The organism is Nonomuraea sp. NPDC003804, from assembly GCF_040610675.1.
GTDB lineage: Bacteria > Actinomycetota > Actinomycetes > Streptosporangiales > Streptosporangiaceae > Nonomuraea.
In genome coordinates, this window is sequence record NZ_JBEXMT010000003.1 from 116,875 (window position 1) to 130,655 (window position 13,781).

15 protein-coding genes are annotated in these 13,781 nt (G+C 70.2%); 4 read left to right on the plus strand and 11 right to left on the minus strand.

From position 1 onward, the window contains the following. Window position 1: 1 nt before the first annotated feature. Together ABZX22_RS04865 and ABZX22_RS04870 are read right to left on the minus strand one after the other, a co-directional pair. On the minus strand, window positions 2-1,387 hold the full coding sequence (locus ABZX22_RS04865; RefSeq protein ID WP_354906151.1) for a hypothetical protein: 1,386 nt from the start codon (window positions 1,385-1,387) through the stop codon (window positions 2-4). Beyond that, window positions 1,387-1,770: a hypothetical protein gene (locus ABZX22_RS04870; protein ID WP_354906152.1), complete on the minus strand. Its 384-nt coding sequence runs from the start codon at window positions 1,768-1,770 to the stop codon at window positions 1,387-1,389. The genes ABZX22_RS04865 and ABZX22_RS04870 overlap by 1 nt, the downstream gene beginning before the upstream one ends. An 88-nt stretch (window positions 1,771-1,858) precedes the next feature. Between ABZX22_RS04870 and eccB the strand changes: the two genes are divergently transcribed. Further along, on the plus strand, window positions 1,859-3,289 hold the full coding sequence (eccB, locus tag ABZX22_RS04875) for a type VII secretion protein EccB (RefSeq protein WP_354906154.1): 1,431 nt from the start codon (window positions 1,859-1,861) through the stop codon (window positions 3,287-3,289). Then, window positions 3,273-4,220: a TAXI family TRAP transporter solute-binding subunit gene (locus ABZX22_RS04880; protein WP_354906155.1), complete on the plus strand. Its 948-nt coding sequence runs from the start codon at window positions 3,273-3,275 to the stop codon at window positions 4,218-4,220. The genes eccB and ABZX22_RS04880 overlap by 17 nt, the downstream gene beginning before the upstream one ends. On the opposite strand, the gene ABZX22_RS04885 is transcribed toward ABZX22_RS04880, so the two are convergent. Both ABZX22_RS04885 and ABZX22_RS04890 read right to left on the minus strand, forming a co-directional pair. Beyond that, window positions 4,144-5,538: a HAMP domain-containing sensor histidine kinase gene (locus ABZX22_RS04885; RefSeq protein ID WP_354906156.1), complete on the minus strand. Its 1,395-nt coding sequence runs from the start codon at window positions 5,536-5,538 to the stop codon at window positions 4,144-4,146. The genes ABZX22_RS04880 and ABZX22_RS04885 overlap by 77 nt on opposite strands. A gap of 1 nt (window position 5,539) precedes the next feature. After that, on the minus strand, window positions 5,540-6,208 hold the full coding sequence (locus ABZX22_RS04890) for a response regulator transcription factor (protein ID WP_354906157.1): 669 nt from the start codon (window positions 6,206-6,208) through the stop codon (window positions 5,540-5,542). Window positions 6,209-6,298: 90 nt separating this feature from the next. Between ABZX22_RS04890 and ABZX22_RS04895 the strand changes: the two genes are divergently transcribed. Both ABZX22_RS04895 and ABZX22_RS04900 read left to right on the plus strand, forming a co-directional pair. Further along, window positions 6,299-6,601 (plus strand): hypothetical protein, encoded by a 303-nt coding sequence (locus ABZX22_RS04895; protein ID WP_354906158.1) that lies wholly within the window; start codon window positions 6,299-6,301, stop codon window positions 6,599-6,601. After that, window positions 6,598-7,917 carry a hypothetical protein gene (locus ABZX22_RS04900; protein WP_354906159.1) on the plus strand — a complete coding sequence of 440 codons (1,320 nt, stop codon included), beginning with the start codon at window positions 6,598-6,600 and terminating at the stop codon, window positions 7,915-7,917. The genes ABZX22_RS04895 and ABZX22_RS04900 overlap by 4 nt, the downstream gene beginning before the upstream one ends. 17 nt (window positions 7,918-7,934) lie before the next feature. Here ABZX22_RS04900 and ABZX22_RS04905 read toward each other — a convergent pair whose 3' ends face one another. From ABZX22_RS04905 to ABZX22_RS04935, 7 genes are all read right to left on the minus strand, one after another. Further along, window positions 7,935-8,699: a hypothetical protein gene (locus ABZX22_RS04905; protein WP_354906160.1), complete on the minus strand. Its 765-nt coding sequence runs from the start codon at window positions 8,697-8,699 to the stop codon at window positions 7,935-7,937. 2 nt (window positions 8,700-8,701) lie between these two features. Continuing rightward, window positions 8,702-9,805: a hypothetical protein gene (locus ABZX22_RS04910; protein ID WP_354906161.1), complete on the minus strand. Its 1,104-nt coding sequence runs from the start codon at window positions 9,803-9,805 to the stop codon at window positions 8,702-8,704. After that, window positions 9,805-11,307 (minus strand): hypothetical protein, encoded by a 1,503-nt coding sequence (locus ABZX22_RS04915; protein WP_354906162.1) that lies wholly within the window; start codon window positions 11,305-11,307, stop codon window positions 9,805-9,807. Before ABZX22_RS04915 ends, ABZX22_RS04910 begins: the two co-directional genes overlap by 1 nt. Window positions 11,308-11,331: 24 nt before the next feature. After that, on the minus strand, window positions 11,332-11,754 hold the full coding sequence (locus ABZX22_RS04920) for a hypothetical protein (RefSeq protein WP_354906164.1): 423 nt from the start codon (window positions 11,752-11,754) through the stop codon (window positions 11,332-11,334). 74 nt (window positions 11,755-11,828) lie between these two features. Further along, window positions 11,829-12,140 (minus strand): hypothetical protein, encoded by a 312-nt coding sequence (locus tag ABZX22_RS04925; RefSeq protein WP_354906165.1) that lies wholly within the window; start codon window positions 12,138-12,140, stop codon window positions 11,829-11,831. An 84-nt stretch (window positions 12,141-12,224) separates the two neighbouring features. Continuing rightward, window positions 12,225-12,542 (minus strand): WXG100 family type VII secretion target, encoded by a 318-nt coding sequence (locus ABZX22_RS04930; RefSeq protein ID WP_354906166.1) that lies wholly within the window; start codon window positions 12,540-12,542, stop codon window positions 12,225-12,227. Between the two features lie 488 nt (window positions 12,543-13,030). After that, window positions 13,031-13,781: pentapeptide repeat-containing protein (locus tag ABZX22_RS04935; RefSeq protein ID WP_354906493.1), on the minus strand; the 751-nt coding region annotated here is incomplete at its 5' end.

Here is a 13,781-nt window from a genome sequence, read left to right on the forward strand (position 1 = left end):
GCTAGACCTGTTGCTGGCTCGGGTTGGGGTTCTGGTGGCCCAGGGTGTGGTTGGTGACGCCGTCGGCGGCGCCGCCCCACACGTCCTCATCCTCGAGCAGCCAGGTCGAGTGGTCGCTCTGCTGCGCCTGCTGGCCGTGCGGCGCTCCTCCGCCCAGCGGCATGGGCATGCCCGTGCCGATGCCGTTCGTGCCGCGCGCGCTCGCCGGGGCGACCGCCCCGTAGCCGCCCGATCCCGATCCCGTGCCGGTGCCCGTTCCCGTGCCGGTGCCGGTGCCGGTGTTCGAGCCGGTACCGGTGTTCGTGCCGGTGTTCGTGCCGGTGTTCGTCCCGGTGTTCGTGCCGGTGTTCGTGGGCAGCCCGGTGCGGGCGTCGATCTGCTGGTTGTTCGACGGGTTGTCGAAGTTGGGCCGCTGGAAGTCGGCCAGTTCGGTGGTGCGCGCGTCGGGAGTGTTCATACCTGCTGTGGGGTCGTGGGGCAGCTTCACGGGGTTGACTCCGCTTCCACCCGGAGGAGCAGTGGACGAGCCGTCGCCCGATCCGGGGTAGTCGGGGTACTTCGGCTCGTTGCCGCCGGACCCGTTGCCACCTGAGCCGTTGCCGCCGGACCCGTTCCCGCCTGAGCCGTTGCCGCCGGACCCGTTCCCGCCGGACCCGTTGCCGTCCGGGAAGGTGTAGTCCGGCCACTTGCCCGTGGAGCCGCCGTTCCCGGGCTTGTAGCCACCGGTGTTCGGGTCGTAGTTCGTGGGGTCGAAGGGGGGCGTCTTGACGTCGGGGCTCGGAATCCTGGGAGGCGTGATCTGGGGAGGCGGTACGTTCTGCTGCGTGATGTCCGGCAGGTCTTCGCGCACCGACTCCGGGAGCAGGTCGTGAATGGTCTGGAGTTCTTTCTGGAAGTTCTTGAGATGCTCCTTGGCGGCGCCGTTGTCGGAGGTGAACCACATGCCGCCGTCGCCCTTGGTGTTGACCCAGAGGTCCGGGATGCCGTGCGTCCATGAGGGCCCCTCGGCCCAGGAGTAATCCCCGCCGTAATCGCGGTAGGCGGGAATCACGGTCTTGCCGAGCGATTCGAGCTGACGACCAATCACATTGCAGGAGCCCGTCAGGTTCTTCGTGGTGACGTAGATCGCGCGCAGGGACTGCTGCGCGTCGACGGACGACTTCTCGCCCCAGATCTTCGCCATCGCGAAGGCGGCGTCCTCGATCGTCTTCATGAGCTGCGCCAGCATGGTGCCGGCGCTGAGGTACGCGGCCCCGGCCTTCTCGATGGCGCGCGCGTCCAGGCCCTCGATGATGCTCTTGACCTTTTCCACCGCCTGGTCGCCGTGGACTTCGAAGTCAGCGCCCTTGACCTTGACGGGGTATTCCTTCGGCGTGACATCCACCATCAGACGCTCTGCCTCCCCTTGTTCAGATCATCGACGTCCACGAGGAGGCCGCCCCCGTCGTTGATCTTCTGGATCGCGGCTCGCAACTTGTAATTGATGGACTCGTAGATGTGGCTGACATAGGTATAGGCATTGGTGGTCGCGTCGAAGAAGTCATCGCCCGCCGGCCAGCCCCCCATGACGACCGGCTTCGTGAGCAGGGCACGACGCTTGAGGTCGGGCAGCGAGCCGACCTCCAGTCCTTCGAGGCGTTCCAGCGCACCGGCCAGATCCTTGAGGATGTTGACAAGCTGCTCTTTCGACGTCAGGTCGATCTCGCCGGGCTTCGGGTCCAGACCGGGCCACCTGTCCTCGACGCTTACCGTTTCTCTTGGCTCTGCCATGTGCCCACCTCCGTCATCGTGATCTCGACTGTAGTGGAACCTGACCAAGTCATGTGGAACTTGGACATAGCCTCCTATGCTGGCCTCCATGCAGACCCGAAAGGATCTCTACCAGGCCCACCGGCTGATGATGCAGCGCATGGGCATGGCCCTCCTGCAGGCCGAACCGGACGTTCCCGAGTCGCCGATGCGCAGGCAGAACGTGGCGATGTTCTGCGGCGTGCTCATCGGGGTGCTGGTCGTCGCCGGGTTCGGGATCTGGGGTCTGATCAAGCCGGGCCACGCCACCAACCTCACCGACCCGGGGCAGCTGCTCGTCGAGGAGGACAGCGGCGCCACGTTCGTCTACAGCCAGCAGCAGGGCAGGTTGCTGCCCGTCGCCAACTACGTCTCCGCGCGGTTGCTGCTCGACAGCACGGACGTCCAGGTGCGCAGCGTGAAGGCCGCCTCGCTGGCGAAGTTCGAGCGCGGCCCGATGGTCGGCATCCCGGGCCTGCCCCACTCCCTGCCGGCCAAGGACAAGCTGGTCAAAGGGCCGTGGTCAGCCTGTGTCATGGACAACCCCACGCTGTCGAGCGACCGCAAGCAGTTCGTGTCGCTGCTGGGCGGCATCCCGGTGGGCGGAAGGCCGGTCGGGTCGGACGCCATGGTGGTGGTCGAGGCCCGGCGCACCGGCCGGCCGACCGCGTACGTGATCTTCAACGACCAGAAGATGCGGGTGGGGCCCGAGGGCCTGCAGGCGCTGGGCGCGAGCGCCACCCGGAAGGTGCCGGCCTCCTGGCTGAACGCCATCCCCGACGGTCCCGACTTCCGCGCGCCGGAGGTCGACGGCCTGGGCAGGCGGACGAAGGGCCCGGACGGGCGCGCCGCGAGGATCGGCCAGATCTTCACCACGTCCGGCGTCGCGGGCAGCCCCGACCGGTGGTTCGTCCTGCTGTCCGACGGCCTGGCGCCCATCAGCCAGACCCAGGCGAGCCTGTTCCTCCAGGACACCAGGATCAAGGCGGCCTACCCCGGCGGCAGGGCCGTCGAGCGCGAGATCGACGCGGCCACCGCCAACAGCAGGCTGTCGGCGACGAAGAACTGGACGAGCAACGGCCTGCCGCAAACCCTCCCCAAGGTCGTCACGGTGCCGGGCACGTCGCCGCTGTGCGCGGTCTACTCCGACACCGCCAAGGGCTCGGTCAAGGCCAAGCTGACGATCGGCAGCACCATCACCATCAAGCCGCCCGCGGTGACGGGCAGCGAGCAGTACTTCGACCAGGTGATCCTCCCGGCGGGCGGAGCCGCGCTGGCCGGGCTGCTGCCGGGAGAGAACCAGCAGGCCGCGATCAACACCTACGAGCTCATCACCGACCAGGGCCGCAAGTTCCCGCTGCAGTCGGGCGACCTGGTGGGCAAGCTCGGCTACGACGCCGCCGACGTGACCCCGGTGCCGACCCATCTGCTCCACGCCATCCCGCCCGGCCCGACGCTCGATCCGGCCAAGGCGCTGAACCCCGTTGCGGTCGGGCAGTAGCCGCAGGGCGGTGCTGGCCGCTCTGCTCGCGGCCCCGCTCGGCGCGCCGGCCGGCTGCGCGGGCGGGCACGGGACGACGCCACTGGTGATCGCCACGGGCCAGCGCGGCGGCGTGTACTTCGACTACGGCGAGGGCCTGGCCGCGGCGATCTCCGCGGAGGGCTCCGGCCTGCGGCCGAAGGTGATCGCCACGGGCGCGTCGCTGGACAACCTCAGGCTCGTGTCCGCCGGCCAGGCCGACGTGGCCTTCACGCTGGCCGACTCGGCCGCGCTCGCCGTCGCCGGGGAGCCGCCGTTCGAGGCGCCGCAGCCGGTGCGCGCGCTGGCCAGGCTGTACGACAACTACCTCCATCTGGTGGTGCGTACGGGCTCGGGCATCGTGGCGCTCGCCGGCCTGCGCGGACGGCGGGTCTCCTGCGGGGCCGCCGGCTCGGGCACCGAGATCATCGCCAGGCGGCTGCTGTCCCTCGCCAGGGTCAGGCCACGCGCGGTCGACCGGCTCGACCTGGCATCGTCGGCCGCGGCGCTGGCGGCGGGGTCGATCGACGCCTTCTTCTTCTCCGGCGGGCTGCCCACCCAGACGATCAGCCAGCTGGCCGCGCGCCGGCTGGTCCGCCTGGTGGACCTGCGCGACCACGCCGAGCCGATGCGGCGCAGGCACGGCGAGTTCTACAGCCCGCGCACCATCCCCGCCTCCACGTACGGCCTGCCCGCCTGCGGCTCGATCGGCGTGCCCGACTACCTGGTCGTCCGGCGGGGCATGGCCGAGGACCTCGCCTACGACCTGACGCGCCTGCTGTTCAGCGACAGGGAGGCGCTCGAGCGGGCGCACCCGGAAGCGCGCAGGCTCAACGTCAGGTCCGCTTTCGCCACGCATCCCGTGCCGCTGCATCAGGGCGCGATCCGCTACTACCGGGAAAGCAGATCCTGACCTCCAGGCCCGTGGGCTCGCGGGCCAGCAGTTCGACGCAGCCGCCCGAGGCACCGGCCAGCACGTTGACGATCGACAGGCCGAGGCCCGTGCCGTCCACGTTCTGGTGCCTGGCCGAGCGCCAGAACCGCTCCGTGGCCCGCGCGAGCTCCTCCTCCGGCAGTCCGGGCCCGTCGTCCATCACGCGGATCACGGCCTGTCCCGCCACCCGCTCCAGGTGGACGGTGACCGTGCGGGCGCCGAACTTGAGCGCGTTGTCGATCAACGCGTCGAGGATCTGGTCCAGCGCCTCGGGCAGCGCGAGGACCGGCGCGTCCAGCCCGCCCGTACGGCGCAGCACCGCGCCCTGGCCCTGCCATGCCGCCACACGCCCGTCCACGACCTCCTCCGCGTCGACCTCGACCTGCCCGGGGCCGTCGTGGCGCTCCGCCGTGGCCAGCGCCAGCAGCCCCTCCAGGATGCGGGTGAGGCGGTCGGTCTCCTCCACCGTGAGCGCGTGCTCGCGCAGCCCACTCTCGTTCAGGTGGTCGGCCAGGTTCTCCACCCGCAGCCGCAGCACGCCCAGCGGGGTGCGCAGCTGGTGGCTGGCGTCCGAGACGAAGGCCTGCTGGCGTTCGAGCAGGTCCGTGACGGTGTCGGCCATACGGTTGAACGAGCGTGCCAGGCGCCGCAGCTCTGGTGGTCCGTCCATCCTGGCGACCCTGGCGGTCAGCCGTCCGTGGATGATGTCGTGGGTGACGGCGTCGAGTTCGAGCACCGGGCGGAGCGTCCATCGGGCCAGCCGTCTGGCCGCCAGCCAGGTCAGCGCCAGAGCGAGCAGGTAGCCGGCGAACAGGACCACCCAGGTACCGGCGATCCGCGCGCGCAGCGTGCCGGTGGGCGCGATCGTCACCGCGGCGCCGACCACCTCGCCCTCCTGGATCACCGGAACCGCGACGACGAGGTCGGCAGCCTGCCACGGCCAGATCGTCTCGGGGGGCCGCTGGTCGGCCGACAGGGCCCGCTCGACGGGCCTGCGCGCCGCGCCGAGCGACAGCGTCGGCGGGGCCACCGCGACGATCTTGCCCTCGGCGTCGAGGACGGCGGCGCCGATGCCGAACAGCTCGTGGTAGCGGACCAGCTCGGCCCGTAGCCCCACGTTCTTGGCCGGGCCGAGCGCCGGGTCGGCCTGCGAGGCGAAGCGCTGGGTGTCGCCCTGCTGCTCGATGAACGACTCGTGCGTCTCGCGCACGGCCAGGTTGACCGCCAGCGGCACCATGAGGACGGCCAGCGACAGCGCCAGCAGCGACATGTAGCTGATCAGCAGGCGGCGGCGCATGTCACAGCGTTCGCATGCGGTAGCCCATGCCGCGAACGGTCTCGATCAGGCCGGGGTCGCCGAGCTTGGCGCGCAGGCTGGCGATGTGGACCTCGAGCGTGCGCGCCCCGCCCTGCCAGGTGGTCTGCCAGACCTCGGCCAGCAGGCCGTCCCTGCCGATCACCGCGCCGTCGGCGCGGACCAGGGCGTTCAGCAGGTCGAACTCCTTGCGGGTGAGGCGGACGTCGACGCCGTTCACCCTGACCGCGCGGCCGACCTCGTCCACGTCGAGCGGGCCGTACGTGCTGGTGCCGCGCGCGGTGGGGCGGTGGCTGCGCACCCTGCGCATGACCGCCTCCATCCGCGCCTCCAGCTCGGCCACGCCGAACGGTTTGACGATGTAGTCGTCGGCCCCGGCGCGCAGGCCGCGCACCCGCTGCGCCTCCTCGCCCCGCGCCGTGACCACGATGATCCCGATCCGCGAGTCGGCGCGCAGGCGGCGCAGGAGGTCCACCCCGTCCAGATCGGGCAGTCCGAGGTCGAGCAGGACGAGCTCCCGCGCCGCGTCCTCCGCCGCGGCCTGCGCCTCGGCGGCCGAACGGGCCCGCTCGACATGGTGTCCGTGCCGCCGTAACGCGGTCGCGAGCGCGTCGGCGAACCTGTCGTCGTCCTCGACGAGCAGGATCCGCATGCTCAACAACTCCTCAAATCTGACACCGAATATTTCACCACCGTTAACTCGAGTTCCTATCCTCCCCCGTAAAACGGATAAGGAGTGTTTGTGGGGCAGGATTCACAAGGGTTCACCTACCTGCCGGACTCGCTCCGCAGGGCCATGCGGGTGTGTGCCGATCAGATGGACGACGTCGCCGCGATGCGGCACGCCTTCGCTCCGGCCGCGCTGACCCGGCAGGACTTCGGGCTCGCCCCGGGCGCCGAGAAGGTCGCCGACGCCTACGTCGGCGACCCGGGACGCTACGAGAGCGTGGACACCTACCTGTCCGACCTCCTCCAGGCGCTGCAGTTCATCGCCGTCGCGCTCGACCGGTCCGAGGACGCCTACGAGAAGGCGGCGCCCCGATGACGCGAGAGCCCAGCGTCAACCCGTTCACCTGGAACTGGAACCCCGCCTCGTGGGGCTGGGACTTCGATCCCGGCACGGTGCTCAATCCCGGGCCGCTGTTCAGCACGCTGGCCGCCATGTGGCACGCGCTGCCCCGGATGTTCGACGACCGCATCGAGGACCGCCTGATGGGGGCCGCCGGCGCCCACCGCCGGCTCGACCGCGACCTCGATCGCCTGCACCAGGCGATCGACCCGGCGGTGGCCAAGATCGTGCAGGAGTGGCAGGGCGGGGCCGCCGACCAGTTCAGAACGGCGTGGGGCAAGGTCGTCGACCCGAAGGCCCGCGCCGCCCTCAAGCAGAGCTGCGTCGGCGTCGCGGAGGTTCTCGAGGCCGTCCTCTCCGCCACCAGGATGACCAAGCAGGCCATCGTCGAGCTGGTCAGGACGGCCGTGCTCTGGGCGGCGCTGTTCTTCGCGCTGCGGCTGGCCGCCTCCCTCTGGGCCGCCTACCTGGCCTACCTCAGGACCACCAAACTGGTCATGGCCGCGGTCGCGCTGCTGCAACGGCTCTCTGGGTTGCTCAAGGCCGCGGGAATGGTCCTGTCCAGGCTGCCGCTCGCCGGCCGGCTGACCGTCGTGCCGAAGATCGGGAACATGCTCAAGACGGCCGCTCTGCGCCCCTTCGACGTCAAGGTCATGACCAAGCTGGCCTCGGCGAGCTTCAGCTCCTACGCCAAGACCTCCGCCTGGGTCTACGGCGGCGTCATCGGCACCCAGATGGCCGCGCAGGGAATGAAGGGCGAGAGCATCTTCAACCTCTCCCCCCTCACGTTCGCGCAGGCAGGGCGCATCACCACGGCGGCCACCCTCGCGGGCGTCTTCCTGCCCATCGCAGGGCCGTTCAGCAAGGGCCTGTTCCAGGGCGGCTCGGCCGCCTCCTGGGCGGCCACGCTGACCAAGAGCGGTACGGCGGTCGCCGAGTCCGGCATGGCCTTCGGCAGCTTCGTCGCGGCGCGCAACTGGGCCACCTCGAAGCTTCCGTGGCTGGCCAAGCTGGGGCCCGACGCGCAGAAGCAGGCGCTCGGCTTCGCACCGACTTCCGTGTTCCGGGTGTGGCGGCCGCTGCACACGTCGGACGTGCCCGAGCAACTGCCGTCGTGGGAGCGGCCCACCGTCGACCGGTGGTCGGTGAACGAGGGCTCGCTGTGGGAGGTCGCCGACAAGGTGTGGGGCGACGGATCCCGGTGGCGGGAGATCTACAACGCCAACCGCGACCTGATCGGCCCCGACCCGACGGTCCTGCGGGTGGGGCAGGTCCTCACCATTCCCGGCTGAGGCCCGCCCCGCCGTACTCAGACCGGGAACGTGTCCGGCAGGCCCGTCGACCCCTGGGGCATCCCCGGCAAGGTCTGGTTGCCGACCGTCTTCGGCATGATGCGGCCCGAGGCCTTGTCGTACTGCAGGCCGAGGGCGTCGAAGGCGGGCATCGCCTTCATGTCCTGGAACTTCGCCGCCTGCTGCTGGCCGAGCTGCATGACGGCCATCACGATGGGGGTGATGGCGAGGCCGACGAGCGTCATCTTCTTGAGCGCCCCGGTGGAGATCCGGCCGATCTGCGGACCCACGGTGCTCGCGGCCGTCTCACCCGCCACCACGCCCGCGGGGCCTGCCGCCCACGTCCCCCGCATGAAGACGGCCAGAGACAGCATGGCCAGAGAGGTGACCTCGGCCAGGTAGGCACCGGCCTCGATCAGCCCCTTGGGGGAGCTGACCGCCTCGCCCAGGGCGTCGCGATGATCGCCCTTCTTGTTCCACTCGTCCTTGAAGTCGTCGAGGTACGGCTTGAAGGAGGCCCAGGCCGGGCCCTCCCACTCGGCGCGTTCCTGCAGGTCCTTCTCGAACTTGGCCAGCGCGTCGCGCACGGCGGCGATCTCCGTCGTCTCGCCGCCCTTCTCCGCGGACTTGTACGACCGCCCGCCGCCATCGATGGGTTCGGTGTCCGCGGCGCACGCCACGAAGCAAAGAGGAATCGCCCCCGCCCACAGCCGCCTGATCCACACGGCGGCACCTGCCTGGATGCTGATCGCGGTCACGTAGCGCGTCAAAGTGGGGCCCATGGTCACACCTCGTGGGTCAGCGTCTGGGGTGCGATACCGTCCTGGTCCATCCAGACACCCTCGTCCTCGCGAAGCTCGTAGGTGTCCCTCTCCCTTTCCTTGTTGTCGCCCTGACCGCCCGCCCCCATCGGCGGCATCATCGGCATCATCGGCGCGCCGCCCGCGCCGTTGAGGCCACGCGCGCCGCCCAGGCCGGCGCCCGCGCCACCGAGGCCGGAGCCGGGCCCCGTGCCGGTACCCGTGCCCGTCCCCATGCCCGTGCCTGTCCTGCCGTACGACGCGGTCGGGTCGCCCGTGTAGGTGGTCGGCGTGACTTCGGGGGTGCGCAGGTTCGGTGTTTGCAGGTTCGGCGGCTGGTAGTCCGCCAGGCCCGTCGACCGCGGGTCGTTCAGGTCCGGGGTCTTGAGGTTGGGGTTGTTCAGGTCCGGCGTCTTGAGGTCCGGCCGGTTGAGGTCGGGGCTGTTGAGGTCCGGCGTCTTCAGATCCGGGCTGTTCAGGTCCGGGGTCTTGAGATCGGGGGTCTTCAGATCCGGGCTGTTCAGGTCAGGGGTCTTGAGGTCGGGGGTCTTGAGGTCAGGGGTCTTGAGATCGGGGGTCTTGAGGTTCGGGTCGTCGAGCGGCAGCTTGGGCGTCTGGAGGTCCGGCCGGTCGAGACCGGGGGTGTTGATGCCGCCCGGGTTCAGGCCGGCGCCGCCCAGGTTGCCCAGGCCGCCCAGGTTCCCGAGACCGCCGAGGTCACCGAGCCCCGCCGGGGTGATACCGGGCGGCTTGAACTGGCTGTCGTCATCGGACTTGCGGTAGTTGGCGTCGGCCATCGTCAGGGCGGTGCGCCACGTCTTGAGCGCCTCGCCGGCGACCCTGGCGGACTCGGCCTCCTGGTCGCGGGCCTGCTCGTGGGCGCTCTTCACGCCCATGAGCGCCATGGGGTAGTAGATGTTGACGCTGCTCGTCCGCGTGGCCAGCGCGTCGGCCGTCTCCGCGTTGTCCTCCAGGCCGGCCGACGTCGGCTTCAGCTGATCCTTGACGAAGCGGATGCCGGAGGACGGCGACTGGTTCACCGCGCCCACGGTCGTCATCTCCGGCCACTGGCCGGTGGGGGAAGCCATCAGGCCTCACCCGTCCTGCCGAGGAGGTCCGTGGTCACGTCATGCGAGGAAGCCCACGGGTTGCGGTCCTCCCGCAGGTTCGTCGTGTGCGTGTTCTCCTCGTTCTCGCCACCGCCGCCGATGGTGCCCCCCAAGCCGCCCATCAGGTGCGGCATGCCCGTGCCGTAGCCGGCGCGGGCGGCCGCCGAGGTCACCGCGTTCTGCCCGCCGAGTGTCCCGCCGCCGATCACCGAGGGAACGCCGGGCGCGCCGTTGGTCGGCCCGACGACGGTGTTCGGCAGCCCCGGCGTGGTGGAGATCGTGGGCGGCGTGGTCGCCGGGATCTGGGTGTACGGCGTCGTCGGGGTGGTCAGCGTCGGCGTGGTCGGCGGGGTGGTCGTGGGTGTGGTCGTCGGGGGGGTCTGGAGCGGCCTGTAGGAGGCCGTCTCCGTCTGGCGGGAGCCGTTGTCCTCGCCGATCACCGGTGGCGTGGTGCCGTCGCCCCTGCCGCTGCCCGTGTCACCCGGGCCCGTCCCCGTGCCGGGGTCGCCGTTGCCGCCGGGAACGGTCGGGTCGCCTCCGGGCGGCGGAGTGCCGGTGCCCGGCGGCGTGCCCGGCGGGGTACCAGGGGGCGTGCCCGGCTTCTCGGGGTTCGTCGGCGTGGATCCGTCACCGTCACCATCACCGTCACCGGGGCCTGCGCCAGGGCCCTGCCCCGGTCCGCCGGTGCCGGGCCGGTCGGTGCCGCCACCCGTGCCGGGTCGCGTGTCGCCGTCCTCGAAGGCCGGCGCGTCGGGGGTGCCGCCCCTGAAGGCCGGCTGGTACCGGTCCCGGGAGGTGTAGCTGGTGGACTGGTATCCGTCGGTCGCGCTGGGCGGGGCCGGGATCTCCAGGTCGTAGGAGACCTCGTCCGGCACCTGGGCGTAGAGGGAGACGATCTGCTTGTTCAGATCCTCCAGGATCTGCCGCGCCTTCTCGTCCCGCCTGGCCTTGGCCTCCGCCACCGGGTCCGAGCCCGGCGGGAGCGGCGTGGGGCCCGGCGAGGGCTTGGGCGTTGCGGTCGACGAGGGCTTCGACGTCGGACTGGGCGTGGTGGTGACCGTGGGCGTCGGCGCGGGCTCCGAGCTGCCCGAAGACGTGCCGGGCAGCGGCTCGATGGCGTTCACCTTGCTGACCGCGTCAGGAAGGTGCGTGCCGCCGTAGTCGCTGAGCGCCGTCGAGACCGCCTTCATCTTGGTGGCCAGCTCGTCGCCCGTGGTGTCGAGCTTGTGCAGCCCGGCCTGGAAGAGCGCGGCGGTGGGGCCGCCCCACATCTCGCTGAGCCCCTTGGCCGCGGCCATCAGCGACTCCCTCGCCAGCCCGATCATCGAGGCGGCGCTGGAGTAGGCGTCGGCGGCCCGGACCACGGCAGCGGAATCGGTGTTGTCCAGCCAGACCTTGATCTGGTCGGCGGACGCCGTCACCTGACCGGCTTCGGGAGCCTCGCCGGTCTTGATCGTGTAGGTGTTCGACTCGCTGGCCACCCTGCACCTTCCAATTGGCGGACGTCAGCCGCCGTTGAAGACGTTGCTCTTCTCGTACTCGACCGCGTGGTCCTCGAGCGCCTGCACGACCTTCTCGAACGTCGAGACGAACTTCGCGTAGACCGCTTCGAAGCCGCGCGAATTGCCTTCGAGACTGACCACGCCGCCTGGATCCGGGTCGGTCGAGCCGACCGCGTGGGCGAACCTGCTCGCCGTGGACCAGCTGCCGATCTCGTTGTGGCTGATCCTGGCGTGCCCCTGAACGCTCTCCAGGGCGCCGGTCATGTACCGGTCGCCGGGGATGGCGGGGCCGCCCATGCCCCTGCCGTTCATGACCGTGAGGATGCCGCGCATCTCCTTGGCGATCGCGCGCATCCGCTCGACGCTGAACTCGACGGTGTTCTCGTCACCCTTGAGACCCGGCCACCCGCCGTCAGGTCCTGCCATGGTGCCCTTCCATCCTCATGACGACGACAAATCCGGCCACCGCCCGAAAGCGGTGACCGGTGAGCCGACCGGCCTCAGAACTGCGACCACATGGACTGGTTGTGACGCTCGGCGATCTGGTAGTTCTCGCTGGCCTGGTTGACGTGGTTCTTGGCGGCGAGCAGCTCGTTGCGCATCGTCTCGGCCTGCTGGTTCCACAGGCGCTTCTTGGCCTCGAAGAAGCCCTTCGCGCCACCGGCCCAGGCGTTGACGTCGTCCTTCTCGTCCTTGCCGATGCCCTCGGTTTCGCCGGTGCCGAGGACCAGCGCGAGATCGCGCAGCAGGTCGGTGGTGATCTGCTCGAACCTGTTCACCATCGCCGTGAGGTCACCGGTGACGACGTCCATCGTCCCGAAGTTGACCTTGACGCGGTCACTTGCCCCGCTAGCGCCAGTGTCGTGAGAAACGTGAGGAATAGGCATGTTGACCTCCTAGCGGTTGATGAGACCCTGGACGAAGTTCGCGCCGTCGGCTTCGTCGTCCGCCTTCTGGTACATCTCGGCGTTCGCGCCCAGCGTCTCTCCGACCTTGAAGAGGTCGTCACGGACGAACCTCATGTTGTCGTCCCAGTCGATCATGGCCCTTCCGAACGACTCGGCCGCCTTGCCGGCCCAGCCGCTCGCGAGGTTCTCGCCCGTCATGATGACGGCCTGGCGCAGGCCCTCGATCTCCTCATGTGCGGCGACCACGAGGTCCCTGGCCCGGATGATCTGGCTTCTGCTCGCCTGATAAAAGTTGATGTCCGCCACTGGTACCTCCTGTGCCGTGTGGCTCTGTCCAAGAGCAGCGCCACCCCCGTTACGGCCTCAGCCGTCAAGAGACGGGGAGCGATCACCGCATCCAACATCAAAGGGCACATAGGACCCCCGTCGCAACATAACTAACAAGCATGCAGATCACAGCTCGATAACGACACGGCGGCTCGGCGGCAAACGCGCAGGTAGGTGGATTGCACGCCATTGACCCCGGATGTCGATTCGGAGTCAACGAAAACGACGATCGGCCCCTCCGCCTGCCCGGAGTGCCCCGACTTGAGCTACTGTTTCGGATCACTGAAAGCCGGGGGACGGAGGCCGGGTGAGCGAGCAACGCAGCATGGACAGCCTTCTGAACTGGGGGCTGGCCGCCGAACCTGATCGCTTACGGGACATCGACGACGCGCGAGGCGCGAGCGGTGCCGCCATAGCGTTCGGCGAACCGGCGCCCTCGTCGCCCGTCGACACGAGCGGCGCCCCCGTCACAGGGCCCGCCGCGCCGGCCGACCTGGAAGGGTCGAGCGCGGCCGAGACGGAACTGGCCTCCAGCGATCCCGCCCAGCCCGGTCAGCCCGGCTCGGGCGAGGCCACCGACTCCGACGCCGGCGCAGCCGAGTCCGGCGAGCCGGAGGACACCGAGCCAGGGCTCGTCGAGCCCGAGGCGGCCGAGGGAGATCCCGCGTGGGACCCGGCCACCGACGACGCCGGCGCCGACCTGTCCGGGGACGACGGCTACGTCGAGGGCAGCGGCGACGCCGACCCTGCCGATCTCGAGGGCGGCCTGGACGACATCGACGACCCGGACACCGGCTCCGACAGCCAGGGCGACCAGGGCGGCGACGGCAACGGTGACGGCGACGGCTCAGGACAGAACGACTCCGACCAGGGGAACTCCGGCGGCGACGGCTCGGACCAGCAGCCCGGCGAGACCCCCGGTGACAACGGGACCGGCGACCCGACCAACCCCGGCGGAGACCCCATGAACCCGGGCGGCGACAAGCCCGGCGACAACAAACCAGGCGACGACAAGCCGGGCGAAGAGAAGCCGGGCGAAGAGAAGCCGGGCGAAGAGAAGCCGGGCGAGGAAAAGCCCGGTGAAGAGAAGCCGGGCGAAGAGAAGCCGGGCGAAGAGAAGCCGGGCGAAGAGAAGCCCGGCGAAGAGAAGCCCGGCGAAGAGAAGCCCGGCGAAGAGAAGCCCGGCGAAGAGAAGCCCGGCGAAGAGAAGCCCGGCGA